Below are 26,990 nucleotides of genomic sequence, written 5' to 3'. Positions count from 1 at the left end.
GTTGCCATGATGCTGGTGGTCGGCGGGACCGGAGAGCTGGGCGGGCAGGTCGTTCGGGAACTGGTCGAGCGTGGGGTGGACGTACGGTGCCTGGTGCGTTCCGGCGCCGGGATTCCCGGGGCGGAGGTGGTCGCGGGTGATCTGACCGATCCCGCGAGCCTGCGGAAAGCGTGTGCGGGGACGGAAACGGTGGTGGCGACGGCCACCGCGATCGGGCGGCTGCTGGCCGGTGTGCGCGGACCGTCGATCCGGGAGACCGACGAGCTCGGCATGCTGGCGCTCGTCGGCGCCGCCGAGAAGGCCGGCGTCCGGCGGTTCGTCTACGTCTCGTACGCCGGAGTGGACGCGGGACTCGGCGTACCGATCGAGCACGCCAAACTCGCCGTCGAGGACCGGCTGCGACGATCCGCCCTGCAGTACGTCGTCGTCCGGCCCGACGCGTTCCAGGAGATCCACCTCGGGCCGCTCGGGCGGTTCGATCTCGCCCACGGCAAGGTCGGCGTGATCGGCAACGGGAACGCCAAGCACCGCTGGGTGAGCACGGCGGACGTCGCGGCGCTGATCGCCGCGGTGGCGGTGGAGACCGATCCGCCGGAGCTGATCGAGTTCGGCGGACCGGAGGCGCTCAGCCGCACCGAAGCGATCGCGTTCGCGGAGAACCTCCTGCAGCGCAAGCTCAAGGTGCAGCGGCTGCCAGCGCCGGTCGCCCGGCCGGCGATCAAACTCCTCAGCCGAAGGAACGAGGCCGTCGCGTCGGTGCTCGGCATCGGCCTGCTGTTCTCCCTGCAGGACGTGCCGTGGACCGACGAGCCCTTACGCAGCAGGGGAATCGTCCCGCACCCGACGACCGACTTCCTCCGCGCGCAGGCAGCTCAGAGCTAGCGTCCGGTGCCAGGGATCGCGTTCCCGTCCGCCCGGGAAGTGGCCCCCGGAGATCCGGAGCTCGCCTTGCGGGACGCCGTTGAAGTGATGTGTTTCCGGAGGCGGGTCTTCTGCTCGGGGTCCAGCCAGCTCGCCTCCAGTGCGTCGAGGGAGATGCCGACCATGTCCTGCCACGAGTAGCCGAAGGCCGCGGCGACGGCGTCGTACTCGGCGGCGAGGTCGAGGTCGATGAGGGCCGGGTCGTCGGTGTTGACGGTCGCGAGCAGGCCGGCCGCACGCAGCTGCGGATAGCTGTGGTCCTCGAGCCGCGGAAACGCGTTCGCGATCAGGATGTTCGAGGTCGGGCACACCGTCAGCGGGACCCGGGTGTCCGCGAGGCGCCGGACCAGTTCGGGGTCCTCCATGACCGACAGGCCGTGGTCGATGCGCTCGACGCCGAGGACGTCGACACAGGTGGCGATCGCGGAGGCCGGCGAGTTCTCGCCCTGGTGCGCGGTCAGCCGGAAACCGGCCGCGCGGGCCGCTTGGTAGGCCGGTAGGTACGAGGCCGGATCGATGCCCAGCTCCGTCGAATCCATCCCGATGCCGAGCACCCGCTCGATCCCACGGGCGCCGGACCGGCGCAGCGCAGCGAGCCGTTCGACCAGTTCCAGCCCGGCCGCCGGCCCGAACGCGCGATCCATGTCGGCGATCAGAAGGCACCTTGCATCGGTCTCCGCCTCAGCCGCGGACAGTCCCTCGTCCAGACCGGCCACGATCGACGCCAGGTCCTGCCCGTCGGCCAGGTGTCGCGCGGGGGTGAAGAACGCCTCCCGGTACACGACGCCGTGCCGGGCCCCGTCCACCACGGACTCGTACGCCAACCGACTCCAGTCCTCCGGCCTGACCAGGGTCGATTGCACCAGCCAGAACACCCGCAGGAAGCCGTCGAGGGAGTCGTACCGATACAACTCCGAGGGTTCCGCGACCGGCAGCGGTACGTCGTTGCGCCTGGCAAGCTCCACCACCGTGGCCGGCCGCATCGTGCCCTCCAGGTGACAGTGCAACTCCACCTTCGGCAGCGCGTCGAACGTCGTCATACCTGCGATGATGACGGCAACCTAACAAGCCTGGAAGAGTCCCGTTTCCCGATAGACGGCGTGCAGGCGCAGCACCACCTCGGTCGGTGGGTGCAAGGGTGCGGGTGGGCTCGCGAAGAAGCCGGCTTCGACGACCTCGGACTCGTCGGGACGGAGCGTGCCGGTCCAGCGGCGGGTCTCGAAGCAGAGCGCGAAGCACTGCACGACGTCGCCGTTCGGATAAGTCAGGGTGTGGACGTCGGCGCGCGACAGGCTGGCGAACGGCACCAGGTCGTCCTCGGCCACGCCCAGCCCGGTCTCCTCGGTGAACTCGCGGGCCGCCGTACGGCGGAAGCTGTCGCCCGGCTCGGCGCCGCCCGCGGGAAGCTCCCACCGGCCGGAGTCGCGGCTTCGCTGGAACAAGATGCGGCCGTCCGGGTCGATCGCGAGGACCTGTGCGCCCGGCAGCAACAGCAGCCGGGAACCGACGTCGCGCCGGAGCCCGGAGAGGTAGGAGTCCACGGATGAGAGGGTAGGGCCGTGGACTGGGTACGGCGGCGGGCGGGATCCCTGCTCGGAGTGGGGTTGGTCGGCGGGCTGGTGTGGACGACGGTCGTCACGTTGTCGATGCCGAACTGGTACGACCCCGGCGAGGACTGCGCGCGCAAGGTCGGCGCCGTCGACGCGGTGCCGCGGACCAGCTGGTTCCCGCCCTCGGCGAGCTGCGTGTCCGGCGACGAGGTCCGTCAGTACATGTCGACGACCCGCTCGGTGATGCTGTCCGTGGTCGGCGTCCTGCTGTTGGTCCTGATCGCGACCGGCCTGATCCTGACCGTACGGCGGCTCGGCGGCGACCCCGGCCCGACCAGGACCGGCGGCGACGACCTCAACCGCCGCCGCCGATCGCACCTGGTGTACGGAGCGCTGGACATGGCGGTCGCATTCGCGTTCCTCACGCTCCTGAACGCGGCGGCGATCGTCTTCGGGAGTCTTCCGGGCGCCTTCCTGTTCCTCGTCGCCGCGCTCGTCGGCCTGAGCGCGTTCGGCGCCGTGCTCGACCGGCACATGGGCCCGCTGCCGAGCACCGCGCTCGACTCCCGCCGCCGGGGAACGGTCGCCGGCCTCACGGCGTTCGGCGTGGTGTTCGCCGCGACCGCCGTCACCGGCCAGCTCCCGTTCTTCCGGTTCTGGGCGTTCCCGCTCGGCGCGATCGCGTACGCCGTGATCGCCGCCGTGCAGTGGTCACGCGTCAGCAAGGCCACCCGGGCTCGATGTTCTGATTGAGGTGGAAGACGTTCTCGGGGTCGTACTCGCACTTCACCCGCGCCAGCCGCCGGTAGTTGTCCTCGCCGAAGCCCGCGATCACGCGGCTCTGCCCTTCGTTGCCGATGAAGTTCAGGTACACGTAGCCGGTGGCCCACTCCTGCAGGTCCGCACACAGGTCACGGGCCCAGCGGATCCCCCGCGCGTCGTCGGCCGCGTCCTCCCAGAGGCCGAACGGGTGCACCACCCAGGCCGACTTGCGGTGCGGCAACGGCCACGTGTCCGCGGCCCGCAGGACCTGGCCGCCCCAGGGCGCGATCAGCTGCTGTGACGGCGAGGGGCTCGGCATGTCGCTCACCCGGTCGCAGAACGCGTCGACCGCGGCGTCCGGGAGGGCGGACAGGTGCTCGGCCGACCAGTAGTTGCGGAACCCCGGCGGATCGTCGAGCGCCGACTGCAGCACGTCGTATGGCATCTCGGCGACCATCACGCCCTCCGGAGCCAGCGCGAACATCGGCGCGAACACCTCGCGGGCGTCGGCCTCGGGGCCGGCGTAGACCATGGCGACCCCGACCAGGAGCTTGCCCTGCAGATGCGCCGGGACGAACTCCTCGGGCGGACCGGTCAGGTACACCGCCGCGCCGCCGAGCTCGTCCGGCGCGCCGCCTTCGATCAGGTCCCGGTACGCGCGCAGCACCTGCGGCCCGGCCTCGCCCGGCCACAGCAGCAACCCGAGTGTGGCCGTGGGCAACGGCTGGAGGCGGAAGGTCAGCGCCGTGGCGACGCCGAAGTTCCCGCCGCCGCCGTGCAAGGCCCAGAACAGCTCGGGGTTCTGGGTCTCGTCCGCGATCACCAGCCGGCCGTCGGCGGTCACGAGCTCGACCGAGACCAGCGCGTCACAGGCCAGGCCCCACTTGCGCTCGAACCAACCGGACCCGCCGCCGAGGGTGAGCCCGGCGACGCCGGTCGTCGAGGCCCGGCCGCCGGTCGTCGCCAGCGCGTACGGCGTACAGGCGCGGTCGAAGTCGCCCCAGGTCGCGCCGCCGCCGACCCGGGCGATCCGCGCCTCGGGGTCGACCTGGACGCTGTTCATCCGGCGCAGGTCGACGACCAGACCGCCGTCGGTGACCGCCGTCCCGGCCACGCCGTGACCGCCGCCGCGGACCGCGATCTCCAGCTCCCGGCCGACGCCGTACCGCAGCGCCGCCTGGACGTCGGCCGCCGACTCGCACTGCGCGATCATCGCCGGCCGCTTGTCGATCATCCCGTTGAAGACGGCCCGGGCCTCGTCGTACGCCGGGTCGCCGTCCTGCAGCACCACTCCCCCGAACCCGTGGGGCCGAGCGTGCTCGATCGTGTCGGACATGGTGGGACTCCCCCTTGCTCACTCCCCCAGGTGATCCACCGATCGTGCAACGCGGCCCGGTCGGGGTCAACGCCCGGCCGGTTACCGCGGCGTCACGTGATCGCGTGTCCACCAAGGGCTTTCGGGCGATCACGCCCCGAGACGGTCTGTGATCACCGGCCGTCCGTCGGTAGGGTCGAGGGGTGACTGATGCGGCGGTGATCGGCGGTGCGGGTCAGGTCCTGACCGAGGACGAGGTGACGGCGTTCGTCGGCGAGGCCCTGGCCGGCGCGGGCCTGGCCGGGCGGAGTGTCTGCGTGATCGTCCCGGACGCCACCCGGAGCTGCCCGCTGCCGCTGCTCCTGAAGGCGGTCACCGAATCCCTGAAGGACAGCCAGGTCACGATCTTGGTTGCCCTGGGCACCCACGCGGAGATGACGCCGGACGACCTGCGCAAGCACCTCGGCGGTGACTATCCGAACGTGATCAACCACGAGTGGTGGAAGCCCGAGACGTTCGCCGACCTCGGCACGATCGGTCCGGACCGGGTCGGGGAGATCTCCGGCGAGATGCTGCGCGACGAGGTCCCGGTGAAGCTCAACCGCGCGGTCGTCGAGCACGACGTCGCGCTGGTCGTCGGACCGGTGTTCCCGCACGAGGTGGTCGGCTTCTCCGGCGGCAACAAGTACTTCTTCCCGGGCGTCGCCGGTCAGGAGGTCATCGACTTCTCGCACTGGCTCGGCGCCCTGATCACCAGCGCGAGCATCATCGGTACGCCGGGTGTCACGCCGGTCCGGGCGCTGATCGACGAAGCCGCCGCGCTCATCCCGGCCGAGAAGCTCGCGCTGTCGGTGGTCGCCCAGTCCGGCACCGACGCGCTGCACGCGGTCGCGTTCGGTGACACGATCTCGTCCTGGCGCGCGGCCGCCGGGATCTCCGCGCAGACCCACGTCCGCTACCTCGACCACCCGGTGCGGCGCGTGGTCTCGGTGATGCCGCCGAAGTACGCCGACATCTGGACCGCGGCCAAGGGCTTCTACAAGGTCGAGCCGATCGTCGCGGACGGCGGCGAGGTGATCCTGTACGCGCCGCACGTCACCCAACTGGCCGCGATGCACCCCGAGATCGAGGAGATCGGCTACCACTGCCGCGACTACTTCCTCGGCCAGTGGGACAAGTTCCGCGACCTGCACTGGGGTGTCCTCGCGCACTCCACGCACCTGCGCGGCGCCGGCACCTGGGACCCGGTCAACGGCGAGCACCTCCGGGTCCGGGTCACGCTCGCCACCGGCATCCCCGAGGGCGTCGTCCGCCGGGCCAACCTCGGCTACCTCGATCCGGCCGACGTCGACCTCGCCGCGTGGGAGGCCGACCCGGAAACGTTCGTCGTACCGAACGCCGGCGAGACGCTGTACCGGCTCAAGGCGTAGGCGGCGAACCTCTTCCACCGCGCGGTGACCGGCCGGTAACCTCGGGCGGTATGGCAGAGGTCATCATCATCGGGTCCGGGTTCGCCGGGCTGTGCATGGGAATCAAGCTGCGGCAGGCCGGGTGTGAGGACTTCGTCATCCTGGAGAAGGCCGACGACCTCGGCGGCACCTGGCGGGACAACACGTATCCGGGCTGCGCGTGCGACATCCCGTCGTACCTCTACTCGTTCTCGTTCGAGCAGAACCCGCGCTGGACGCGGATGTTCGCGCCCTGGGACGAGATCCTCGCCTACCTGCGGCACTGCGCCGGCAAGTACGGCATCGCGGACAAGATCCGGTACGGCGCCGAGGTCACCGAGGCGGCCTTCGACGAGACGACCGGCCACTGGACCGTCACGGTCAACGGCGACGAGACGATCGAGACCCAGGCGCTGGTCGCCGGCGTCGGCAGCCTGCACAAACCCAAGCGCCCGGACCTCCCCGGCCTCGAGTCCTTCGCCGGTACGACGTTCCACTCGGCGCAGTGGGACCACTCGGTCGACCTGCGCGGGCGGAACGTCGCCGTGATCGGGACCGGCGCGTCGGCGATCCAGTTCGTGCCGGAGATCGCCCCGCAGGTCGCCCACCTGGACGTGTACCAGCGGACGCCACCGTGGATCACCGGGAAGCCGGACCGCGCGATCGGCGGCTGGGAACGCAAGCTGCACGAGCGGTTCCCGGCCGGCCAGCGGACCATCCGCAACGCCATCTACTGGGGTCTCGAGGGCCGCGGCGCCGGCTTCGCCGGGAACCCGAAGCTGATGAAAGGCCTCGAGCTGCAGGCGAAACGGCACCTGCACAAGCAGGTCACCGACCCGGAGCTGCGGGCGAAGCTGACCCCGGACTACCAGATCGGCTGCAAGCGGATCCTGATCTCGAACGACTACTACCCGGCCCTCGCCCGGCCGAACGTCGACCTGATCACCGACCCGATCACACGGGTCACCCCGACCGGCGTGGTCACCGCCGACGGCACCGAACGGGCCTGCGACACGATCGTGCTCGGCACCGGCTTCGACGTCTCGGCCAACCTGACCCGGATGCCGATCCTCGGCAAGGACGGCGTCGACCTCGCCGAGCACTGGAAGCGCGACGGGATCGGCGCGCACCTCGGCATCACGGTCGCCGGGTACCCGAACCTGTTCCTGCTGGTCGGTCCGAACACGGTCCTCGGCCACTCGTCGATGGTGTTCATGATCGAGGCCCAGGTCCGCTACGTGATGCAGGCGCTGCACCTGCTCCGGCGGCGCAACGCGACGTACGTCGAGGTCCGCGAGGAGGTCCAGGACCGCTTCGTCGGCGAGGTCCAGGGCGAACTCGGTGACACCGTCTGGAATGCGGGCTGCACCAGCTGGTACCTGGACAGTTCCGGGCGGAACTCCACGATCTGGCCGGAGTGGACCTTCGCGTACTGGCGACGGACCAGGCGGCTCGATCCCGCGGACTTCGCCGTCGTCCATTAGGTGATCACCCGGACTCCTGGAGTAGGAGTCCGGGCGACCCGGCGTACGACCTTGGGATGAGCGAAAGACCGGCCGGGAGGCCGATGTCTACTGGGCGCTGCTGAAGGACTCTTGAGACATGGAAATCCTTCAGATCGCCGGAGCGGCAGTGATCGTGATCGGCATCGTGATCACGGCACTGATCGCCATCATCCCGTCAGTCGTGGACCGCTGAGGTCAGTCGGCCGACAGGTGGACTAGCAGGTCCTGCCGGGTCAAGACGCCCACCGGCTTTCCGTCGTCAAGAACCATCAGGGCGTCCCTACCCTCGAGCAACTCGACCGCCTTGGCGACCGGTTCACCGGCGCCCAGCGACGGCAGGGCCGGGTCCATGTGCTGCTCGACGATGTCGGCCAGCCGCGCCTTGCCGGAGTACAGCGCGTCCATCAGCGTCCGCTCCGACACCGCGCCGGCCACCTCGGCCGCCATCACCGGCGGCTCCGCCCGGACGACGGGCATCTGCGAGACGCCGTACTCCCGCAGGATCGCGACCGCCTCGGCGATCGTCTCGTGCGGGTGGGTGTGCACCAGCGGCGGCAGGCTGCCGTCCTTGCCGGCCAGCACGTCACCGAGGGTGGTGCCCTGCCGGGTGTGCGCGAGGAAGCCGTACTGCGCCAGCCAGTCGTCGTTGAACACCTTGGTCAGGTAGCCGCGGCCACCATCCGGCAGCAGGACCACGATGACGGCGTCCGGGTCGTCGAGCTCGTGCGCGAGCCGGATCGCGGCCGCGGCGGCCATCCCGGCCGAACCGCCGACGAGCATCGCCTCCTCGCGGGCCAGCCGCCGGGTGAGCGCGAACGAGTCGGCGTCGGAGACCTCGATGACGCGGTCGCAGATGTCGCGGTCGTACGTCTCGGGCCAGAAGTCCTCACCGACGCCCTCGACCAGGTACGGCCGGCCGGTACCGCCGGAGTACACCGAGCCCTCCGGGTCGGCGCCGATGATCTGCACCTTCCCGCCGGAGACCTCCTTCAGGTACTTCCCGGTGCCGCTGATCGTGCCGCCGGTGCCGACGCCCGCGACGAAGTGCGTGATCCTGCCCTCGGTCTGCTCCCAGATCTCCGGGCCGGTGGTCTCGTAGTGCGAGCGCGGGTTGTTCTGGTTCGCGTACTGGTTCGGCTTCCAGGCGCCCTCGATCTCGCGGACCAGGCGGTCGGAGACGTTGTAGTACGAGTCCGGGTGCTCGGGAGCGACCGCGGTCGGGCAGACCACGACCTCGGCGCCGTACGCCTTCAGGACGTTGCGCTTGTCCTCGCTGACCTTGTCCGGGCAGACGAAGACGCACTTGTAGCCCTTCTGCTGGGCGACCATCGCCAGCCCGACACCGGTGTTGCCGGAGGTCGGCTCGACGATGGTGCCGCCGGGCTTGAGCTCGCCGGAGGCCTCCGCGGCCTCGATCATCCGGACCGCGATCCGGTCCTTCACCGAGCCGCCGGGGTTGAAGTACTCGACCTTGGCGAGCACCAGCGGCTTGGCACCGTCGGTGGTCTTGGACAGCCTCACCAGCGGGGTGTTGCCGACGAGGTCCAGGAGAGATTCTGCGTAGCGCACATCTTCACTGTAGTGATACGCACGGCTTTCCCCTATTTTCACTTGCGTCGCTGTCACAGCGTGTAATCCTGTACTCATGAGTAGAGCCAGGGAAGCGAAGAAGCTGGCCCAGGCCGCAGCTTTCGGGGGCGGGGGACTCGGACTCATCGGTGCCACGTTGTACGGCGTACTGACCGCTGAGGCCGAGTATGCGAAACGCGTGATCGGACCGATGCGCTACTACCCAACTCCGGGCAACGGTCTGTACGGCCGGTATCCAGGACATCCGATCACGTTCGCCATGCTCGGCGACTCGAGCGCCGCGGGGTACGGCACCGACTCGCCGGACGAGACCCCCGGGGTGCTGCTCGCCTCCGGGCTGGCCGAGCTGGCCCAACGGCCGGTCCGCCTCGTCGACGTCTCCAAGACCGGCGCGAAGTCGACCGACCTCGCGGCCCAGGTCGACGCCGCGCTGCAGGCCGGCCCGCACGTCGCGGCGATCATGATCGGCGCGAACGACGTCAAGGCCAAGATGCCGCCGTCGACCTCGGTCCGGTTGCTGTCGGCCGCCGTCCGCCGGCTGCGCGCCGCCAACTGTGAGGTGGTGGTGGGAACCTGTCCGGACCTCGGAGTGGTCCGGCCGATCGTGCCGCCGCTGCGGTGGGTCGCCCGGTCCCTGAGTCACCGGCTGGCCGCCGCCCAGACCATCGCAGTGGTCGAGGCAGGCGGCCGGTCCGTGTCGCTCGGCTCGCTGCTCGGCGAGGTGTTCCGGACCAACCCGTCGATGTGGGGCCGGGACAACTTCCACCCGTCGGCCACCGGGTACGCCGCCGCGTCGGCGGCGCTGCTGCCGTCGGTGGCGGCCGCGATGGGCATCGGCACCGAGTCGTTCGTGCACCCGGAGCCGTTCCGCGGCGAGGCGATCCTGCCGATCGCCGAGGCCGCCGTCCAGGCCGCGCGCCAGGCCGGTACCGAGGTCGCCGCGACCGAGGTCGGCGGGCGCTCCCGCGGTCCCCGGGGCCGGTGGGCCGAGCTCCGCCACCGCCGCCGCCATCCGAAGGCCGAGGTCGACCGGGTGGAGGAGCCGACGGACGCGATCCCGGTGGGTCAGTAGTTGCCGGACTTGTGCGTCCGCTGAGCGGGGACTTTCATGTCGGGAGTCTTGCCTCCGGACGGCCGGGTGGTGCACAGTCGATAACTACGCGGTACCCCGATGACGGGAGGCGAAGATGGGCTTGAACCACTCCGAGGAGACGCATCGGCGTTTGGTGGAGGCCGTGCCCAGATGCACCGGACGCGCAATGACCGAGTGGTTCCAGCTGATGAACGACGGACCGTCGTTCCTGCGCTTCGACGACAGAGTGAGATGGCTTGCCGGCGAGTACACCCTCGCGCACGGGCACGCTACCGCCATCGTCCACGAGTACGACCTGGTCAAGGCGCACCGGCGAATGGGCTGAGCCGCAAAGGAGAAGAATTCGAAGACCTGCCCTTTCAGGTGGAAGGGCGGGTCTTCGTCGTTCTGAGGACCACCTCGTTGCCCTCCGGATCGGCCACCAGGTAAGGCTTCTCGGACAGCACCCGCCAACCCGCCGACGCGATCCTGTCCTCCGGGTCCGGTACGGCGAGCTCGAACCGGATCCGGTTGCGCTGCGGCCGAGGTTCCTGCAGTTGCTGGAAGAACAGCACCGGATTCAGCCGGCGCGGATCGTAGATGTCGGTGACGTCCGGCCGCGGGTCGGGCCGGTAGCCGAGCAACCGCATCCAGAACGCGCGGATCGCCGGTACGTCGAGCGCGTCGATGCCGAACTGCACGAACCGCAGCGGCGCGGGATCCGCCCGCAACCCGAAGTCCTCCGCCGCGGACTCGATTCGCCGTGCCAGCGCGGCGAACGCCGGATCCGCGCCGCCGCTACCGTCCTCCCACGCATCCTTCCCACTGTCCAGGACAACGCCTTCCGGTCGGATGTCGATCAGGAGCGGTAGGCCAGCGGCGTCAGCCAGCTCCGCCACGCTTGCCACGAACTGCGCGGTCGCCTGCGGGTAGAACGTCATCGCGCCGAACAGCGCGCACCAGTCCGTCGTCCCCGGCACCGGATCCCCCGGCACCAGGTCGACCTCGTTGCCCTCGTCGTCGGCGAGCATCACACCGAACGGGCCGGTCGGTTCGCGGCCCGCCCGTGCGCGCGTCACCTCGGCCGCCGGTCGCACCACATCCACATGGATCCGGTTGCGCAACGGCCGCGCCGCGTCGAGCCGCCGTACCGCGAAGGACGGGTCCCGCCGGAGTGGGTCCTCGAGACAGCCGGCTCCCGCACGCCGGTACCCGAGCACGGGCTCCCAGAACGAGCGCACCGTCGCGGGATCGGCCGCATCCAGACCGAGCCGCAGGGTCTGGACCGCCGCGGGATCCGCCGTCAGTCCCAGCTCGGCGGCCGTGGCATCGACCTCCTGGAGGGCGTCGGTGTGCACGCGGACGCCGGTCGCCCGCACGTCCACGTCGATGGTTGCCGGGAGGGCTGCGGCCAGCGCCGCGCCGGCGGCGTGCGAGCCAGCGTCGTACCAAACAGCAGTCATGCTGATCACGGTAGAGCCAGAACCGGACGGTGCGCGTCCGGAACGTCGGGCGCGCGCTCGCCGATCCGTGACCTCGCGGATGCACAATGACGGTCTGTGGAAGGGGCTGCGCGATGAGCTTCACCATGCTGGCGGTCGTCGTCGCGGTCGGCCTGCTGGGACCGGCGCTGGCGTTGCGCCGCGGCTGGCACGTCCCGGTCGTGCTCGGCGAGCTGACCGCCGGCGTCCTCCTGGGCAGGACCGGCATCGGCTATTTGACCGCGTCCGACGCCCGGTTCGCGTTCCTCGCCGACATCGGGTTCGGCCTGGTGATGTTCGTGGCCGGCACTCACGTCCCGGTCCGTGACGAGAGCCTGCGGCGGGCGATCCGCCCCGGACTGCTCCGTGCGGTCCTCACCGGCGCTCTCGCGACCGCTCTCGCCTTCGTGCTCGACGCGGTGTTCGGCACCGGCCACGTGGCGCTGTACGCCGTCCTGATGGCGTCGTCGTCCGCGGCGCTGATCTTGCCGATCATCGACTCGCTGGGGCTCGGTGGCCGGCCGGTGACCGAGCTACTGCCCCAGGTCGCGATCGCCGACGCCACCTGCATCGTGGCGCTGCCACTCGCCATTGATCCGCCGCACGCGGGCCGGGCGGCGCTCGGTGCGCTCGCGGTCATCGCGGCCGGGGTGGTGGTGTTCTTCCTGCTGGACAAGGCAGAGCGGTCCGGTGTCCGGCATCGGGTCCACACCATCTCCGAGGACCGACGCTTCGCGGTCGAGCTGCGGGTCAGCCTGGTGGTGCTGTTCGCGCTGGCCGGTCTGGCCACCGCGGCGCACGTGTCGATCATGCTGGCCGGCTTCGTCCTCGGCCTCGCGGTGGCTGCGGTCGGGGAGCCGCGGCGGCTGGCCCGGCAGCTGTTCGCGCTGACCGAAGGGTTTCTCGGCCCGGTGTTCTTCGTGTGGCTCGGGGCGTCCCTCGACCTGCGGGAGCTCGGCACGAAACCCGAGTTCATCGCCGTCGGCGCGGGGCTCGGCGTCGGAGCCGTGATCAGTCACCTGTCCGGGATGCTCACCCGGCAACCGCTGAGCATGGGTGCGCTGGCGTCGGCCCAGCTCGGTGTCCCGGTGGCCGCGGCCACCGTCGGTACGTCGTTGCACGTGCTGCAGCCGGGTGAGTCGTCCGCGCTGATCCTCGGCGCGCTGGTGACGATCGCGGTCAGCGCGGTCGCCGGCGGTATCGCCGTCCGGCATGGCCTGGTCGCGGGGAAGGCGACGAAGGGCCCGTTGAACCGGCGGCCGTCGGGACCTGGCTCACCGGCTGACCCACCGCACGCAGACGCGTGACCTTTGGTGCGGGTCAGAAAGCCGGAAGGGCCGGCCCACCTGGACCGGCCCTTCCGTTGTTCAGTACCCGCTGTCAGTCGCCACCGCGGAGGATGGCGAGGATCCGCAGGATGTTCCAGTACAGCCAGACCAGCGTGACGGTCAGGCCGAACGCGGCCCGCCAGGCCTCGCTCTGCGGGGCGCCGTGACGGACGCCCTGCTCGACCATGTCGAAGTCGAGGATCAGGTTGAACACCGCGAGACCGGCGCCGAGCGCGGCGAACAGCAGACCCATCGGGCCCATTCCGCTGATCCCGGTGTTGACGCCGAACAGGCTCAGCAGCAGGTTGATCACCAGCACGCCGGCGAAGCCCATCGTGCCGATGATGACCATCTTGGTGAACCGCGGCGTCACCTTGATCGCGAAGTACTTGTACGTCGCCAGTGTCAGGCCGGCCGTCACCAGCGTGGCCAGGATGGCCTGCACGATGATGCCGGGGTCACCGACCCAGTTGGCGATGAACTTGCTGCCGATCCCGAGGAACACGCCCTCGGCCACGGCGTACGCCATCAGCAGGGCCGGGTTCACCTTGCGGGAGAACGACAGCACCATGGCGAGCGCGAACCCGACCAGCGCACCGGCCAGGAAGACCGGGGTCACCACCGTGTCCGGCACCGTGTACCAGGCGACCGCGGCAGCTGCCACGACCACACCCAGGGTGATCGCGGTCTTCACGATCACGTCGTCCAGCGTCATGGGGCGGCTCGCGGCCGGAGCCCCCTGGTACTGCTGCGGCGGCATACCCGATCCGCCGTAACCGTAGGGGCCCGGCTGACCGTACGGAGCGGCCCCCGGATAGGCCTGGCCCTGGCCAGGCGCAAACGCACTCGACCGGTTCAGCACCGGGTTACTGCTCTGCATCTCTTCCTCCTGATGACCCACATCCGGGGCCGTATCGAGATACTACGGTCCCACCCTTAACAACATCTGAGAATCCCCCTGCTGTTCCCCCACCAAAAACCGCGGAAAGTAGTTGGGCAAATCAATCGGCCACGGATGAATTTCCGGCAACCGACCCCCGTAGCCACTTGATCCGTTCGGCCGCAAGCACCCCGGCACCGCCCCACAACCAGCCGAGGAAGCTCGCGGGCGTGAGTGCGCAGCGCTGCTGCTCGAGCGCCTCCAGCACGACGGCCGGCCCGAAGATCCCGATCAGCTCGGGGTCGACCTTCCGGAACAGCCGCCGGGCATAGATCGCCGACGCCGCCGTCAACAACGCCCAGGCAACCAACGGCCAGACATACGCCCACGAACCGAACCGGAACCCCAGCACCAGTGCGACCGCGGCGGTCAACCCGAAACCCCAGATCTTCAGCTGCCGGTGATGGCGGTACATCCCGAAGCGGGCGCACAGCATCGTCTGGGCGATCATCACGTCCCGCAGGCTCGAGCACCATTGAGCCACCTCCGGCCGCATCAGCAGCACCGGCGCTGAGACTCGGCGTTCGTCGATCGTCACGTACCGCCCGCGGCGATCCGCCCACTCGACGGACGGCATCGGGTACCCGATTCTGGTTGCCAGCTCACCGGCACGGCGGGCGAATTCCTGCTCGTTCACATGCGACTCATCGCCGCACGGCCGCCGGCGTTACACGAAGATCCGGTCGTGCGGCGTCGTACCTGTGCGGGCAGGTACGACGCCGGACCGGCGGCCACCCAGGACGTGATGGTCCCGCAGGGCGGTCAGAGGTGGGGACGGGTTGGTTCCTGGGTGGCGAGGGCGGCGCCTACCTGGTCGGCGAGGGCTATGGCTACCAGGCGTTGTTCGAGGTCGGGGCGGGTGACGCGGGTGGCGGCGGTGAGGAGGAAACGGCCGCGGGTCTCGCCGGCGTGCTGGACCGTGAGTTCGATCTCGGCGTTCGTCGGCAGGCCGTCGCGTTCGACCTTGAGGACGTGGGTCCCGCGCGTCACGGAGCCGTCCGGGTTCAGCCGCGGGGCCTGAGTCTGCTTGTCCCCGGCAACGAACTTCGCGCCGTCGATCCCGAGTACGGCGGTCAGCTCGGCGCGTACCTGCTCGATCAGGTCGTCGGTGGACCCGCCGGCCGCCACCGCCTGCGAGACCGTGATCACCCCGTCCAGGTAGCCGCGATGCCGGGACGCCTTGGCCTGTTGTCTGCGGCCCCAGATCGCCAGCTCGGTGACCACTCCACCGATGACCAGCAGCAGAATGGTCTGCTCGACGTCATCTCGGCTGTTGATGGTGAAGGTGTTGTACGGCGTGGTCAGGAAGAAGTCGAACCACACCGCGCTCGACACGGCCGCGAGCACGCCGGGAAGCCGGAACCCGAAGGAGGCGACCGCCACGAGCACGACCACCAGCAGCAAGGCCGCGTTCGCGTTGTCGAATCCGTCCCGGAACGGCGCCAGCAGAGCGCAGACAGCCGGTGGAACCAGCAGCGAACCAGCCAGTACCCAGTTGCGGTATCTCTCCACGTCACCATTGATGCTCACCGCGGGCACGGGATCAACAGTTCTCACAAAGGTCTGACACCGAAAACCCGATGCCTTGTCACCGACAGTGCGCCTAGGTTGAGGTGCATGTACCGGATCCGGCCGGCAACAGCTGAGGACGCCACGCTGCCGGCGGGCCGGTACGCCGATCATCGCCGCGCTCCAGTCGGAGGCCGCGCGTCGCGCCGTACCGCTGCGGCTGGACGTCGAGCGCGACAACCCCGACGACCGGTTCGGCTTCGTCAGGATCGGCGGGGACGACAAGGAGGACGTCATGAACGCTTCGGAGCAGAACCGGCTGTGGAACGCGGACGTGGCCGAGCGGTACGACACGCCGGGCACCGGGATGTTCGCGGCCGACGTCCTCGGCCCGACCGTGGAGCGGCTGGCCGGACTTGCCGCTGGTGGGCGTGCACTCGAATTCGCGATCGGCACCGGGCGGGTCGCCGTACCGCTGTCGGAGTACGGCGTGCCGGTCAGCGGAATCGAGATGTCGGACGCGATGCTCGGCCGGCTGCGGACGAAGGCGGACGCGGACACGATTCCGGTGGTGGCCGGCGACATGGCCACGGCTCGCGTACCGGGCGAGTTCTCGCTCGTCTATCTGGTGTACAACACGATCTCGAACCTGCTCACCCAGGACGAGCAGGTCGAGTGCTTCCGGAACGCCGCCCGCCACCTGTCCCCCGGCGGCCGGTTCGTGATCGAGCTCTGGGTCCCCGAGCTGCGCCGCCTCCCGCCCGGCACCCCCGCGACCGTCGGCGTCGCCGATCCCGGCTACATCCTGCTGGACACGTACGACGTACTGAAGCAGCACGTCGTCTCGCACCACTTCCACTTCGGCGAGGGCACCGATGCCCAGCTCTTCCGCTCCCCGCACCGCTACATCTGGCCCGCCGAACTCGACCTGATGGCCCAGCTCGCCGGCTTCACCCTCGAATCCCGCCACGCCGACTGGACCGGCACGCCGTTCACCGCCGACTCCCCCTCCCACGTCTCCATCTACCGCCTGCGCCTCGAAGAGCGCAGGGTGGTGCCGTGACCACCGATCCGTTGTTCACCCGCCTCGCCCCGGTCCTCAACGTCCAACGCCTGTCCAGTTTGAGGGACCTGAGACCGGATCCGGTGACTGGAGACCTGGAATATCAGGTCTCCAGATGCTGGTTCCGGTCTCAGCCCGCGCGGCTGCCGGGTTCCAGCGCTGGTGGCACCGGTACGCCGTTCACCGCCGACTCCCCCGCCTCCGTCCGCCGCCTGCCCGACGCGTAGTCCGCGGTCCTTGTGGGCACCCGCTCCGGAACCCACCATGAGGAGATGAGAAGTCCCTCGGGTGGGGGATGTTCGGTGGGTGAGATCACCCGCGAGAGGGTTTGTGAAATCTTTCACGAGCGTTTAGCGTTGAAGTGAACATGAAGTCGGAGAACCACTCAGGGAGAGTGAACCGCATGACAGCCCAGGTGCCGCACATCCTCGTCGTCGGAGGCGGCTACGTCGGGATGTACACCGCGTACGGTCTGCGCCGCGCCGCTCGCAAGGGCCGGATCCGGGTGACCGTCGTCGACCCGCGCTCGGTCATGACGTACCAGCCGTTCCTGCCGGAGGCCGCGGCCGGCTCGGTGGAGCCGCGGCACGTCGTGGTGCCGCTGCGCAAGACCCTCAAGGGCTGCCGGGTCGTGACCGGCCGCGTCACCGGGATCGACCACGCCCACAAGGTCGCCAAGGTGATGCCCGAGGAGGGCCCGGAGTACGAGCTCGCCTACGACCAGATCGTGGTCGCGCTCGGCTCGATCGCCCGGACGCTGCCGATCCCGGGCCTGGCCGAGGAGGCCACCGGGTTCAAGAACGTCGAAGAGGCCATCGCGCTGCGCAACAAGGTCCTGGACCGGCTCGACGTCGCCTCGTCGCAGCCCGACCCGGCGCTGCGCAAGTCCGCGCTCACCTTCGTCTTCATCGGCGGCGGGTACGCCGGTGTGGAGGCGTTCGCCGAGCTCGAGGACATGGCCCGCTACGCCACCCGCTACTACGACAACATCAAGCCCGAGGACATGCGCTGGGTGCTCGTCGAGGCGACCAACCGGATCCTGCCCGAGGTCGGCCCGGACCTCGGCAAGTACACCGTGGACCAGCTGCGCAAGCGGAACATGGACATCCGGCTGGAGACCCGGCTGGAGTCCTGCGAGAAGGGCCACGTGATCCTCAGCGACGGCGAGGAGTTCGACGCCGACACGATCGTCTGGACCGCCGGCGTGAAGGCGAACCCGGCGCTCGCCAACACGGACTTCCCGCTGGACGAGAAGGGCCGGATCAAGACCCTGGCGAACCTGCGGATCGAGGGCGTCGACGACGCCTGGACCGCCGGCGACAATGCCGCCGTGCCGGACCTCACGAGTGAGACCGGTGCGTACTGCGCCCCGAACGCGCAGCACGCCGTACGGCAGGCCGACCGGCTCGCCGCGAACATCCTCCGGGTCGTCGACGGGCAGCCGCCGGTGGACTACAAGCACAAGTACGTCGGCTCGGTCGCGAGTCTCGGCCTGCACAAGGGCGTCGCGCAGCTGTACGGCGTGAAGGTCAAGGGCTGGCTGGCGTGGTTCCTGCACCGGACGTATCACGTGTCCCGCGTGCCTACCCTGAACCGGAAGGCCCGCGTCATCCTCGACTGGACCCTGGCGCTGTTCTTCCGCCGCGAGGTCACCAGCCTCGGCAGCCTGCAGACCCCGAACGAGGAGTTCCGCCGCGCGACCCAGTCGTAACACCACCTGATCGGCCGGGGCCTCCAACTCGCCGGAGGCCCCGGCCTTCTGTCACCCTGGACGCTACGAGTGTCTGGAGGGGGACATGAGTACTTCGGAGCCGACGGCGTGGGTGCCACCGCACTGGGTGAAGTGGCTGGCCTGGAAGATCCATCGCGGGATCTACAACGCCAGCGGCGGCCGGCTCGGCCTGTCGCTGCCGAAGGACCGCGAGCACTACGGCACCCTGCGGCTCACCGTGCCCGGCCGGCGCACCGGTCAGCCGCGCAGCGTGATCCTCGGGTACTTCGAGGACGGGCCGAACCTGGTCACGATGGCGATGAACGGCTGGGAAGAACCGGAGCCCGCCTGGTGGCTCAACCTTCAGGCGCACCCGGACGCCGAGGTTGTAGTCGCTGACGGGACGCGGTCGGTGCGCGGCCGCGCCGCGCAGGGCGACGAGCGGGACCGGTTGTGGGCACGCTGGCAGGAGATCGACAAGAAGCTGGACGCCTGGGCCGCGCGGCGCTCCAAACCGACCCAGGTGGTGGTGCTCGAACCGCGCTAGTCGTGCAGCAGGCCGGCGTCGTGGACCAGGAGGGCGATCTGGACGCGGTTGTTCAGGTCGAGTTTGGTGAGGATGCGGGAGACGTGCGTCTTCACGGTGGGCACGCTCAGGTAGAGCGTCGCGCTGATCTCGGCATTCGACTTGCCCTCGCCGACGGCGACGGCGATCTCGCGTTCGCGGTCGTTCAGGTCCGCGAGCCGGGCGGCGGCCCTGGCCTTGCGGTCGTCCTGGCCGGCGTCGGCGACGCGGGTGATCAGGCGTTTCGTGACCGCCGGTGAGAGAACGGGCTGGCCGGCCGCGATCCGGCGTACCGACTCGACGATCTCCGCGGGCGGGGTGTCCTTCAGGATGAACCCGGCGGCGCCGGCCCGGAGGGCCCGCAGTACGTGCTCGTCGGCGTCGAAGGTGGTGAGGATGACGACCTCGGGCGCGCCCGGGCGCCGCCGTACCGTCTCGGTCGCGGTCAGGCCGTCGGTGCCGGGCATCCGGATGTCCATCAGGACCACGTCCGGCGCGAGCCGGTCGATCAGCCCCTGCACGCCGGACCCGTCACCGGCCTCACCGACCACCCGGAGGTCCTCGGCGCCGCCCAGCATCAACTTCAGCCCGGCCCGCAACAACGGATCGTCGTCGACGATCAGCACCCGAATACTCATCCACGTCCTCGCTTCGCTGCGGGCGCGGATGAGGCACAAGATGGGCTGTGCTTGATGGTGACCTCGCTTCGCTCGCTCACGGGGGCCACGGTAGCCAGGCGAGGAGGCGGAAGTCGCCTTCGGGGGTGCGGCCGTGTTCGACGCGGCCCTCGACCAGGGCGGCGCGTTCGCTCAATCCCTTCAGTCCCTGGCCGTCGCCGCGCCGGCGGTTCGGCGCCGGGTTGCGCAGCTCGACGGACAATCCGTTGCCCGGGGCACCGGTCACGCTGATCGTCACGGGTTCGCCCGGCGCGTGCTTGACCGCGTTGGTGAGACCTTCCTGCACGATCCGGTACGCCGTACGCCCGACATGTTCCGGAAGCGCACCGGGCGCATCGAGCGTCAACTCGACCGGAATGCCAGCCGCCCGGGAGCCCTCCACCAGCGCGGGCAGATCGGCGAACGCAGGCTGCGGCAGCTCGCCGACAGGGGCCCGCAGTACGCCGATCACCTCCCGGAGATCCTGCAGCGCCTGGTGTGCGCTCGCCCGGATGATCTCGGCCGCGCCGGCGACCTCCTCGGTCGAGGCGTCCGGACGGTACGCCAGTGCGCCGGCGTGGACACTCAGCAATGACAGCCGATGCCCGAGTACGTCGTGCATCTCGCGCGCGATCTCCTCGCGGGCCCTGAGCTGGGCCTGCTCGGCCTGCAGCGTCGCCACGGTCTCCGCCCGATCGGCGCGGTCGCGCAGCGTCTGCAGGAGCTGTCGCCGCGACCGGATGTAGAAGCCCCAGCCGGCCATGGCGGCGTACAAGGTGATGCCGATGATGAGCTGCGTCTTCCAGTCATCCTTGTGCCGCACCTGGAGGTAGCTGAGCGTGGCCATGCAGTTCACCGCGAAGACCCAGATCGAGGTCTGCCACGGCTTGTGGACGGCGACCGTCATGGTCAGCACCAGCACCGGCCCGGCCGCGGCGTCGGAGTACACCGAGACCGCAGCCGCGAGAAGCGCCAGCGGGACGGTCCAACGGCGCCGGAACCACAGGGCGAGGCACAGCACCATCCCCGACCAGAAGTCGACCGCGAGCAGCGTCCGCGACACCGGGTCGGACTCACCCTCGCTGTAGGCGAGCAGCCCGATCAGGACCGCCAGGACGAACGACACGCTGTCCACAACCCAGTTGCGGGCGGTACGACGCGGCTCGCTCATGGCATGAATGTAGCGGTGGGTAAGCGATCTCCGGGGCGTTTGCGGGTGTCCGGATACCGAAGTCGGTGCGGTTCGGTACTTAGGTCGACGGTAGGTTGCCGGGCATGAGTCAGCTCGCAGTCACCGTCATCGGCCCGGACCGCCCGGGAATCATCGCCGACGTCACCGAGGCCCTCGCCGGTACCGGCGTCAACCTCGAGGACTCCACGATGACGCTGCTGCGCGGGCACTTCGCGATGATGATCGTCTGCGCCGGCCCGTACGACGAGGTGGAGGCGGCGCTCGAGCCGCTGCGCGGCGAGCTGGTCATCACGGTCCGCGCGATGGGCCCCGAGCACGAACACGCGCCGATCGGCGCGCCGTACATGCTGAGCGTGCACGGCGCCGACCGGCCCGGGATCGTCGCGGCCGTGACCCGGATGATCGCGTCCGCCGGCGGCACGATCACCGACCTGACGACCCGGCTGAGCGGTGGCCTGTACGTGCTCACCGCCGAGGTCGAGCTGCCGCCGACCGCCGAACTGCAGACGCTGAACCGGGCGCTCGAGATCACCGCCGAGGAGCTCGGGGTGGGCGTCACGCTGCGCCCGGCCGAGAGCGACGAACTGTGATCACTGACTGGTCACCTGCCCGGCTGGACGTGGCGGGCAACATTCTGGAGGTCGTCCGGGCCCCGCACCCGGTGCTGGCGACGGAAGGCGCTCTCGTCGACCCGCTCGATCCGGAGATGATCCAGCTCGCCGCGGACCTCGTCGCGACCATGCGGGTCTCCCCCGGCTGCGTCGGCCTGGCCGCGCCGCAGGTCGGCGTCGCGGCGCAGATGTTCTCGCTCGACGTCACCGATCACCCGAAGACCCGCACCTGCCACGGCGTCTTCGTCCTGTGCAACGCCGTCGTCGTCGAAGCCTCCCGCAACGAGAAGGCCCGCGAAGGCTGCATGTCCGTCCCCGACTTCACCGGCGACGTCAAACGCGCCACCCGGCTCACCGTCACCGGAGTCCTCCCCGGTACGACGGAACAGCTCACCATCACCACCGACGCGTTCGAGGCCCGCGCCCTCCAGCACGAGATCGACCACTGCAACGGCAAACTCTTCCTCGACCGGGTAGCCGGAGCCCACGCCGTGTACCCCCGAAAGGTCTACCAGTAACGAGTACTCTCATCCCGAGCCTCCAGCCCGGGTGGCGGAACGGCAGACGCAGCGAGCTTAAACCTCGCGGCCCTAACAGGCATACGGGTTCGAATCCCGTCCCGGGCACCTTGATCTGACCTGCGTAGATAGGCGATCAGTAATATAAGCCAGAGCTTCGTGAGCCTCGTGATGGTTGCACCAGCGGTTGCAATTGCCCTCTGGATCACGCCCACAGAGCCTTTCCGATCTTGGCCGCCGCGTCTTCAGCGAGCTTGCTCGTCACGTGCGTGTAGCGCTTGGTGACAGCCAGGGTCGAGTGCCCGAGGATCTCCTGCACGACGCGGATGTCTACGCCCTGCTCCAACAGCAGCGTTGCCGCCGTGTGGCGTGCGTCATGAGGACGAGCGTCCCGAAGGCCGGCCGCCTGAAGCATGCTCTTGAACTCGGCCCAGTCGCGCCGCGGATTGATCGGTCGCCCGGTCGGTCCGGCAAAGACCAAGTCCCAGTCTTCCCACAGCTCCCCCGCCGCGAGTCGTTCCGCCGACTGTGCGGCCTTCTGAGCGCGCAGTTGGGGAATCAACTCCTCCGGCAATGCGCTCCATCTGGTCTTCCCACCCTTCGGCGGCCGGAACTCCCATTCGCCGCCCTGTCTTTCTGGGCAGTACCGAGCATGCTTTGCGCATCCGGCGTTGCAGTTCTTGGTGTGCCGACTCTCTGCGCACTCTCGTGGATCGGCGCAGCCGTGCGAGAACCGCTTCCTTTTCAGCTGCCAGACCTGAATGCGCCGCTTCTCCAGGTCGACGTACTTCCAGCGCATACCGAGCGCCTCAGACTGCCGATGCCCGAGTGCGAACGCCACTGACCACCGCGCGCCGTTCCGCATTCCGGCAGACTGATGAAGGATCGCCCTCGCCTCTTCCTGCGCGAACGCTTCGATCTCGGCGTCACGGTGCTTCGGCGCATCAATCAGCGTGGCGACGTTCACGCCGATGATCTTCCGGCGTACCGCCATTTTGAGGCATCGGCTGATCTGCTGATGAACCATGAGAACGGACTTGCTCGCCAGCCCGGCGTCAGCGAGCTCGATGTAGAGAGCGTCCAGGTGTTCGGGCTTCAGTCGGTCGAGGCGATGCCGGCCAATTCGTGGAATCACCCAGTTCTCGAGCCGAGGACGGTAGACGGACTCGATCGTGGATTCGCTCGCGGTTCGGGGAGCGATGTCCGACAGCCAGGTTCGGATCCATTCAGCGACGGTGGGAGCCTTCCCGGCGACGGCAACAACGCCTTCAGCACGCTGCCGTTCCAGCTCCTTGACCTTGTTGGTGACCTCCGTCCTTGTCTTACCGCGCCGGTGCCGTCGGTCCGGATCGCCGTTTGCCTTCATGCCGACTGTCACCCAGCCGTGCCAGACGCCCTCTGCGTCTTCGTAGATCGATGACCTACCGTTCGCGTTACGCGCCACTTGGGTTTCCTCCCCTCTAAGCCGCGGTTGATTCAAGCTTCTTTGCGTACTCGCGCAGCGCATCCACCGACACGCGACGCGAACGTCCGATCAGCACCGAGCTGACCTCGCCCTTGGCGATCAGATCGAACATCCTGGTGGGCGTGGCAGCCCAATCCGCTAGGGGATCTGATTGGTATCTATGCACTAGTGCTAAGGCTGAATCCTTCGGTACTGCCGGACTGGCAATACGCAGCTATGCTCGGCGCGGGCAGGGCGTATGTCGAGAAGCGGATCGGGGCGGCAACGATCGCCGCAATCGCACTTCTCGGCTATACCGAGGCTCCCGAACCTGGAGTTGTCTTGGAAGGGTGTCGTCGTGCACGCGTGGTTGCGGAGCAACTTGGGCTGCCAGATCCCGTCATGCTGGTGCCGACCGCGGCTAGAGCTCTGCGCAAGGCTGGCCGTGAAATAGACGTAGAGCGGATCACGCAACTAGTTCTGGATGCATTTCCACCGCCTGACAGTTCCGACAACACGGCAGCTGAGGATGAGCCGACCGGCGCGGGCGCCTGACAAGTTTCTCTACGTCTTCAAGACGGGCCCCTTCAGGGCCCGAAAGCGCGCCGCCACCACAGGGCGGGCCGCCTGCCCGCCGCTCCGCTTCGCTGCGCTCTGGGCGCGTCCCTTGGCTTGGCGCGCACGTGCCAACAGGGTGCCGGGACGAGGACAGCAGAACTCGCCATCAACGCTCGACACCCTGTCGCCTTTGTTGCCGGCCGAACCGGCCGGCTACCCGCCGCGCCCCGGCTGATCCATGCACCCGTCTGCCGGTGGTTCCCGCATCGCCCCGCTAGCAATCATGGAAGGGACGGTCCGGCACAGCACGCGTCAAGGGCGCCTACGGCGTCCCTCCGGGATCTCCGACCCTTGACCCGCACCGCACCGCACCTAAGGTCGGCAGCTATCGGGGCGATGCGGAGGACTGCCCGCGCCTTTGACACGTAACCGTCAAGCTGCCTCAGGCAAGTCCCGAGAATCAGCACCAGTACCAGTCGTCGGTCAGGTGCAGACACTGATCGAGTCCGAACGTCTCGTCCGCCACGATGAAAGTCTCCGCCGGAGAGACGCTGTGCACGTAACCGATGGATCCACCAAGGACGCTCTGGTTCTGTTCGAGGTAGACACTCCCAGCCGACGTCCCGGCTGCTCTCCCGGTGATCGACAGGTCGTGGGCCCACCACGGCAGGTTCTTACCGGAGTCGAACAGGTCGTCAGTCGCCAGCGGAGGCGGGTGCGCGGCGACGTAGTCGAACTGCACCCGATGCAGGCGCAGGTAACTCGACGGATCGAGCAGCGACCAGTTCGTGAACCACACCGCGACCAGGGCAAGAACCATGCCGACCACGATCTTCGTGGCCCGCGCTCGGACGATGTGCACAGTCATCACCACCGCAACCAGCCAGCAGGCGAGTTGACCTGCCTGGAACACGAGGGTGAACCCCCCGAACGGCGGCACCGGAACCACCTCACACAACACCACCAGCCCCCATGGCGGCACAACCGCCCACACTGACAGCCGACGTCTCCCGGCACTTGGCGCGGGGATGGGCATCGTCGTCATGCCGGGGAGATTACCGCGAGCAGGGTTTGGTTCGTTTCCGGGAAATAGCCGGAACCTGCAGCGGGAGACGACGCCAGTTGGCCGGCCTTGTGGATCAGGCCTACGGCCGTGGGAGGATTTTGGGAGCGAACCACCAGTAACAACGGTCTTGAAGCGGGTCCAACTCGCAACAACCAGGAAGGCGAGAACGCCTTGTAGGTAAGGGAATGAGCGTTGTTCCGCGTAGGCCATCAATGCGACCCCCGCCCATGGCATGGGTGAGGTCCACGACTCGGATCTGCTCAGGAAGCCCACAACAGGAGCGAGACTCCGATGGCCACGAGGTAGAGGGGCTTGGCCATGTCGAATGCACCTGGCGGAAGATCCTTCTTGGGTCCATCGAACATGACCTGCACGGAGCGCCACGCGCCGCGGAGGTTCCATCCTGAAGCCCAGAGCCCAAGCAGTATCCACACGGTGGCCACAGCGAGGCATGCGAGACCGGGTATGCGCAGAGCTGTCTTCACGATCGGACAGTAACGGACCGTCCGAGACGTGAACAGCGGACTGCCGGCAGCAAGCATGCCAGTGTGGTTGCACCAGCGGTTGCAGTTCGCCGGAGTTCACGGGGAATCGCGATAGGCCGTCCGGTCGCGGACGTGGCTCCGGCGAACTGCAACGGACGTCGCAGCACTGGCCAAGGTCGAACTTAAACCTCGCGGCCCTAACAGGCATACGGGTTCGAATCCCGTCCCGGGCACCTTGATCTGACCCACGCGTCCTCCGCGGGCGCCTACTTCGTCGCTCCGCTCCTCACCGCCCCCACTCCGGCCGCTCCCACCCCGGGCTCAGCGCCGTACTTCCCGCTGCTTGAGACGTAACTGTCCAGCTGGGCCCTCCGCCAACTCCTCGCCCTTGTGGTACGGGACTTCCGCCCTGACAGCAGTGCACGTAGCCTCGAAAGATGGGGAGGGCCGGGGGCGGACGAGAAGGCCGTGGCTGAACTCGCGCAGGTCTTCAGTTTCGACACGAAGAAGGTGCACCCGTGGAGGGGCGTCGCTGTCGTGCCGCTGATTCTGCTCGCGGCGATTCCCCCTGATCAGTACTGGATCAGCTTCACCTTCAGCGCCTTGTTCGCGTGGTTGAGCGACCCGGGCGGACCGTACCTCCACCGACTACGGCACCTGGCCGTCTTCGCCGCTATCGGTGCGGTGCTCACCGTGCTCGCGTTCGCTGTCGCCGACGGCGGCTGGGGATGGGTCGTCCTGGCCACGTTGGTCGTCACGCTGGCCGGTGGGCTCGGGGTCAAGTTCGGCGCGCACGGCTTCACCAACGGGGTGTTGCTCAACGTATGGTTCCTGATCGCGCTTTCCGTGCAGGATGCCTTCCGGGCCGAGCAGGTCCACACCAGCACCGGCGGGCAGACGGTGGCCTGGCTCGCGGGATCGGCAGTCACGATCGCCTACACGTTCGTCGTCTGGCTGGTGCGCGGCCGGGGCTCGAGCAAGCAACTGTTCGCCGACGTCATTCCCGGCGACACCAAGCCGATCCCGCTGACCACGCCGGTGATCATGTTCGCCGTCATCCGGGCCGTAGCGGTCGCGATAGCCGTCGCGATCGCGTTCGGTCTCGACGTACCGAACGCGGACTGGATGCCGGTCGCGGCGCTCGTCGCAATGAGATCGAGTCTGGAACAGTCACGAATGGTCGCTCGGCAGCGCCTGTTCGGCACGATCATCGGCGCGCTCGTCGCCGCGCTCCTGCTGGTCGCGGTGGACAACAAGACCGCCGTCGAGGTGGTCGTCGTCCTCTTGGGTGCGTTCGCGGCGATGATCCGCGCTTCCAGCTACACCTGGTACTGCGCGACAGTGGCCGCGCTCGTCCTGATCGCGATGGATCTGCCGAACCCGAGCGACCTGACGGCCGAGGGACGGCGCGTCCTGTTCACCTTTGTCGGGGTCGGCATCGCGGTTGTCGTCATGCTCCTCGCCGGCCTGCTCGCCAAGCGCAACCCCTCTCAGACCAAGACGTAACGCGTCCACGGCCGTAGACCTTGCTGCTGGGACGGCTGCTCGAGCGGATGACACCATCGTTTGTATGTGGCGTACCGGCGATTGGCGCGATAGCCCCTGGTACCTCGTGGTGGGTGGCGTTGCGATCGCGCTTGGCGGTCTTGGCGCAATCGCGGGCGACACCTCTCGGCCAAGCTGGAGTCGCTGGCTCGCGG

At 68.9% G+C, this 26,990-nt stretch carries 26 protein-coding genes and 1 tRNA gene; 14 read left to right on the top strand and 13 right to left on the bottom strand.

Features of this window, described 5'->3' with window-relative positions:
* Window positions 1–6: 6 nt before the first annotated feature.
* Window positions 7–882: an SDR family oxidoreductase gene (locus ACWEOO_RS36575; RefSeq protein ID WP_452146946.1), complete on the top strand. Its 876-nt coding sequence runs from the start codon at window positions 7–9 to the stop codon at window positions 880–882.
* Here ACWEOO_RS36575 and add read toward each other — a convergent pair.
* Window positions 879–1,961, bottom strand: a complete 1,083-nt coding sequence (add, locus tag ACWEOO_RS36570) for an adenosine deaminase (protein WP_452146945.1) — start codon at window positions 1,959–1,961, stop codon at window positions 879–881. The genes ACWEOO_RS36575 and add overlap by 4 nt on opposite strands.
* A 21-nt stretch (window positions 1,962–1,982) precedes the next feature.
* Window positions 1,983–2,462, bottom strand: coding sequence for an NUDIX domain-containing protein (locus tag ACWEOO_RS36565; protein ID WP_452146944.1), 480 nt, complete (start codon window positions 2,460–2,462; stop codon window positions 1,983–1,985).
* Between the two features lie 18 nt (window positions 2,463–2,480).
* Here ACWEOO_RS36565 and ACWEOO_RS36560 point away from each other — a divergent pair, with 18 nt between their 5' ends.
* Window positions 2,481–3,224, top strand: a complete 744-nt coding sequence (locus tag ACWEOO_RS36560) for a hypothetical protein (RefSeq protein WP_452146943.1) — start codon at window positions 2,481–2,483, stop codon at window positions 3,222–3,224.
* Here ACWEOO_RS36560 and ACWEOO_RS36555 read toward each other — a convergent pair.
* Window positions 3,190–4,569, bottom strand: a complete 1,380-nt coding sequence (locus ACWEOO_RS36555) for an FAD-binding oxidoreductase (protein WP_452146942.1) — start codon at window positions 4,567–4,569, stop codon at window positions 3,190–3,192. The two genes, ACWEOO_RS36560 and ACWEOO_RS36555, sit on opposite strands and share 35 nt — an antisense overlap.
* A gap of 182 nt (window positions 4,570–4,751) precedes the next feature.
* Here ACWEOO_RS36555 and ACWEOO_RS36550 point away from each other — a divergent pair, with 182 nt between their 5' ends.
* Together ACWEOO_RS36550 and ACWEOO_RS36545 are read left to right on the top strand one after the other, a co-directional pair.
* Window positions 4,752–5,978 carry a lactate racemase domain-containing protein gene (locus ACWEOO_RS36550; protein ID WP_452146941.1) on the top strand — a complete coding sequence of 409 codons (1,227 nt, stop codon included), beginning with the start codon at window positions 4,752–4,754 and terminating at the stop codon, window positions 5,976–5,978.
* A 50-nt stretch (window positions 5,979–6,028) separates the two neighbouring features.
* Window positions 6,029–7,480 (top strand): flavin-containing monooxygenase, encoded by a 1,452-nt coding sequence (locus ACWEOO_RS36545; protein WP_452146940.1) that lies wholly within the window; start codon window positions 6,029–6,031, stop codon window positions 7,478–7,480.
* Window positions 7,481–7,696: 216 nt separating this feature from the next.
* On the opposite strand, the gene ACWEOO_RS36540 is transcribed toward ACWEOO_RS36545, so the two are convergent.
* Window positions 7,697–9,070 (bottom strand): cystathionine beta-synthase, encoded by a 1,374-nt coding sequence (locus tag ACWEOO_RS36540; RefSeq protein WP_359926530.1) that lies wholly within the window; start codon window positions 9,068–9,070, stop codon window positions 7,697–7,699.
* A 76-nt stretch (window positions 9,071–9,146) separates the two neighbouring features.
* Here ACWEOO_RS36540 and ACWEOO_RS36535 point away from each other — a divergent pair, with 76 nt between their 5' ends.
* Window positions 9,147–10,163, top strand: coding sequence for an SGNH/GDSL hydrolase family protein (locus tag ACWEOO_RS36535; RefSeq protein ID WP_452146939.1), 1,017 nt, complete (start codon window positions 9,147–9,149; stop codon window positions 10,161–10,163).
* Window positions 10,164–10,278: 115 nt separating this feature from the next.
* The gene (locus ACWEOO_RS36530; protein WP_355477090.1) at window positions 10,279–10,509 is read left to right on the top strand and encodes a DUF4287 domain-containing protein; all 231 of its coding nucleotides are present in this window, start codon (window positions 10,279–10,281) and stop codon (window positions 10,507–10,509) included.
* Window positions 10,510–10,543: 34 nt separating this feature from the next.
* Here ACWEOO_RS36530 and ACWEOO_RS36525 read toward each other — a convergent pair whose 3' ends face one another.
* Window positions 10,544–11,626 carry a VOC family protein gene (locus ACWEOO_RS36525; protein ID WP_452146938.1) on the bottom strand — a complete coding sequence of 361 codons (1,083 nt, stop codon included), beginning with the start codon at window positions 11,624–11,626 and terminating at the stop codon, window positions 10,544–10,546.
* A gap of 113 nt (window positions 11,627–11,739) precedes the next feature.
* On the opposite strand from ACWEOO_RS36525, the gene ACWEOO_RS36520 reads away from it, so the two are divergent.
* Window positions 11,740–12,951: a cation:proton antiporter gene (locus ACWEOO_RS36520; protein ID WP_452146937.1), complete on the top strand. Its 1,212-nt coding sequence runs from the start codon at window positions 11,740–11,742 to the stop codon at window positions 12,949–12,951.
* A gap of 73 nt (window positions 12,952–13,024) precedes the next feature.
* On the opposite strand, the gene ACWEOO_RS36515 is transcribed toward ACWEOO_RS36520, so the two are convergent.
* The 3 genes from ACWEOO_RS36515 to ACWEOO_RS36505 all read right to left on the bottom strand — a co-directional run bounded on the left by ACWEOO_RS36515 (window position 13,025) and on the right by ACWEOO_RS36505 (window position 15,442).
* Window positions 13,025–13,852, bottom strand: coding sequence for a Bax inhibitor-1/YccA family protein (locus ACWEOO_RS36515; protein ID WP_359926542.1), 828 nt, complete (start codon window positions 13,850–13,852; stop codon window positions 13,025–13,027).
* A gap of 121 nt (window positions 13,853–13,973) precedes the next feature.
* Window positions 13,974–14,549, bottom strand: a complete 576-nt coding sequence (locus ACWEOO_RS36510; RefSeq protein WP_452146936.1) for a hypothetical protein — start codon at window positions 14,547–14,549, stop codon at window positions 13,974–13,976.
* Between the two features lie 125 nt (window positions 14,550–14,674).
* The gene (locus ACWEOO_RS36505; RefSeq protein WP_452146935.1) at window positions 14,675–15,442 is read right to left on the bottom strand and encodes a DUF4118 domain-containing protein; all 768 of its coding nucleotides are present in this window, start codon (window positions 15,440–15,442) and stop codon (window positions 14,675–14,677) included.
* A 274-nt stretch (window positions 15,443–15,716) separates the two neighbouring features.
* Between ACWEOO_RS36505 and ACWEOO_RS36500 the strand changes: the two genes are divergently transcribed.
* From ACWEOO_RS36500 to ACWEOO_RS36490, 3 genes are all read left to right on the top strand, one after another.
* Window positions 15,717–16,484, top strand: coding sequence for a class I SAM-dependent methyltransferase (locus ACWEOO_RS36500; protein ID WP_452146934.1), 768 nt, complete (start codon window positions 15,717–15,719; stop codon window positions 16,482–16,484).
* Window positions 16,485–16,887: 403 nt separating this feature from the next.
* Window positions 16,888–18,195 carry an NAD(P)/FAD-dependent oxidoreductase gene (locus tag ACWEOO_RS36495; RefSeq protein ID WP_452146933.1) on the top strand — a complete coding sequence of 436 codons (1,308 nt, stop codon included), beginning with the start codon at window positions 16,888–16,890 and terminating at the stop codon, window positions 18,193–18,195.
* Window positions 18,196–18,280: 85 nt separating this feature from the next.
* The gene (locus ACWEOO_RS36490; protein WP_452146932.1) at window positions 18,281–18,742 is read left to right on the top strand and encodes a nitroreductase/quinone reductase family protein; all 462 of its coding nucleotides are present in this window, start codon (window positions 18,281–18,283) and stop codon (window positions 18,740–18,742) included.
* Here ACWEOO_RS36490 and ACWEOO_RS36485 read toward each other — a convergent pair.
* Together ACWEOO_RS36485 and ACWEOO_RS36480 are read right to left on the bottom strand one after the other, a co-directional pair.
* Entirely contained in the window at window positions 18,739–19,398 is a 660-nt protein-coding gene (locus tag ACWEOO_RS36485) for a response regulator transcription factor (RefSeq protein ID WP_363717739.1), read from the bottom strand. The two genes, ACWEOO_RS36490 and ACWEOO_RS36485, sit on opposite strands and share 4 nt — an antisense overlap.
* A 76-nt stretch (window positions 19,399–19,474) precedes the next feature.
* Window positions 19,475–20,587: a sensor histidine kinase gene (locus tag ACWEOO_RS36480; protein ID WP_452146931.1), complete on the bottom strand. Its 1,113-nt coding sequence runs from the start codon at window positions 20,585–20,587 to the stop codon at window positions 19,475–19,477.
* A 104-nt stretch (window positions 20,588–20,691) separates the two neighbouring features.
* On the opposite strand from ACWEOO_RS36480, the gene ACWEOO_RS36475 reads away from it, so the two are divergent.
* The 3 genes from ACWEOO_RS36475 to ACWEOO_RS36465 all read left to right on the top strand — a co-directional run bounded on the left by ACWEOO_RS36475 (window position 20,692) and on the right by ACWEOO_RS36465 (window position 21,845).
* Window positions 20,692–21,198, top strand: coding sequence for a glycine cleavage system protein R (locus ACWEOO_RS36475; RefSeq protein ID WP_452146930.1), 507 nt, complete (start codon window positions 20,692–20,694; stop codon window positions 21,196–21,198).
* The gene (gene def, locus ACWEOO_RS36470) at window positions 21,195–21,737 is read left to right on the top strand and encodes a peptide deformylase (protein ID WP_452146929.1); all 543 of its coding nucleotides are present in this window, start codon (window positions 21,195–21,197) and stop codon (window positions 21,735–21,737) included. Before ACWEOO_RS36475 ends, def begins: the two co-directional genes overlap by 4 nt.
* A 25-nt stretch (window positions 21,738–21,762) precedes the next feature.
* Window positions 21,763–21,845 (top strand) — tRNA-Leu (locus ACWEOO_RS36465).
* A 97-nt stretch (window positions 21,846–21,942) separates the two neighbouring features.
* Here ACWEOO_RS36465 and ACWEOO_RS36460 read toward each other — a convergent pair.
* From ACWEOO_RS36460 to ACWEOO_RS36450, 3 genes are all read right to left on the bottom strand, one after another.
* On the bottom strand, window positions 21,943–23,181 hold the full coding sequence (locus tag ACWEOO_RS36460) for a tyrosine-type recombinase/integrase (RefSeq protein ID WP_452146928.1): 1,239 nt from the start codon (window positions 23,179–23,181) through the stop codon (window positions 21,943–21,945).
* Window positions 23,182–24,199: 1,018 nt separating this feature from the next.
* Complete coding sequence (locus ACWEOO_RS36455) at window positions 24,200–24,679, bottom strand: hypothetical protein (protein ID WP_452146927.1); 480 nt, start codon at window positions 24,677–24,679, stop codon at window positions 24,200–24,202.
* Between the two features lie 386 nt (window positions 24,680–25,065).
* Window positions 25,066–25,290: a hypothetical protein gene (locus ACWEOO_RS36450; protein WP_452146926.1), complete on the bottom strand. Its 225-nt coding sequence runs from the start codon at window positions 25,288–25,290 to the stop codon at window positions 25,066–25,068.
* A gap of 468 nt (window positions 25,291–25,758) precedes the next feature.
* On the opposite strand from ACWEOO_RS36450, the gene ACWEOO_RS36445 reads away from it, so the two are divergent.
* Window positions 25,759–26,796, top strand: coding sequence for an FUSC family protein (locus ACWEOO_RS36445; protein ID WP_452146925.1), 1,038 nt, complete (start codon window positions 25,759–25,761; stop codon window positions 26,794–26,796).
* Window positions 26,797–26,990: the final 194 nt, after the last annotated feature.

Source organism: Kribbella sp. NPDC004138, assembly GCF_053603655.1.
The sequence above is the reverse complement of the archived record's forward strand: the minus strand, read 5'-3'. Positions and strand labels throughout refer to the sequence as shown.

Bases quoted from the DNA above. Each gene is read 5' to 3' on its own strand.
- ACWEOO_RS36575 (WP_452146946.1), top strand. From the start codon at position 7: ATGATGCTGGTGGTCGGCGGGACCGGAGAGCTGGGCGGGCAGGTCGTT.
- add (WP_452146945.1), bottom strand. From the start codon at position 1,961: ATGACGACGTTCGACGCGCTGCCGAAGGTGGAGTTGCACTGTCACCTG.
- ACWEOO_RS36555 (WP_452146942.1), bottom strand. From the start codon at position 4,569: ATGTCCGACACGATCGAGCACGCTCGGCCCCACGGGTTCGGGGGAGTG.
- ACWEOO_RS36545 (WP_452146940.1), top strand. From the start codon at position 6,029: ATGGCAGAGGTCATCATCATCGGGTCCGGGTTCGCCGGGCTGTGCATG.
- ACWEOO_RS36535 (WP_452146939.1), top strand. From the start codon at position 9,147: ATGAGTAGAGCCAGGGAAGCGAAGAAGCTGGCCCAGGCCGCAGCTTTC.
- ACWEOO_RS36530 (WP_355477090.1), top strand. From the start codon at position 10,279: ATGGGCTTGAACCACTCCGAGGAGACGCATCGGCGTTTGGTGGAGGCC.
- ACWEOO_RS36525 (WP_452146938.1), bottom strand. From the start codon at position 11,626: ATGACTGCTGTTTGGTACGACGCTGGCTCGCACGCCGCCGGCGCGGCG.
- ACWEOO_RS36520 (WP_452146937.1), top strand. From the start codon at position 11,740: ATGAGCTTCACCATGCTGGCGGTCGTCGTCGCGGTCGGCCTGCTGGGA.
- ACWEOO_RS36515 (WP_359926542.1), bottom strand. From the start codon at position 13,852: ATGCAGAGCAGTAACCCGGTGCTGAACCGGTCGAGTGCGTTTGCGCCT.
- ACWEOO_RS36500 (WP_452146934.1), top strand. From the start codon at position 15,717: ATGAACGCTTCGGAGCAGAACCGGCTGTGGAACGCGGACGTGGCCGAG.
- ACWEOO_RS36495 (WP_452146933.1), top strand. From the start codon at position 16,888: ATGACAGCCCAGGTGCCGCACATCCTCGTCGTCGGAGGCGGCTACGTC.
- ACWEOO_RS36490 (WP_452146932.1), top strand. From the start codon at position 18,281: ATGAGTACTTCGGAGCCGACGGCGTGGGTGCCACCGCACTGGGTGAAG.
- ACWEOO_RS36485 (WP_363717739.1), bottom strand. From the start codon at position 19,398: ATGAGTATTCGGGTGCTGATCGTCGACGACGATCCGTTGTTGCGGGCC.
- ACWEOO_RS36480 (WP_452146931.1), bottom strand. From the start codon at position 20,587: ATGAGCGAGCCGCGTCGTACCGCCCGCAACTGGGTTGTGGACAGCGTG.
- ACWEOO_RS36475 (WP_452146930.1), top strand. From the start codon at position 20,692: ATGAGTCAGCTCGCAGTCACCGTCATCGGCCCGGACCGCCCGGGAATC.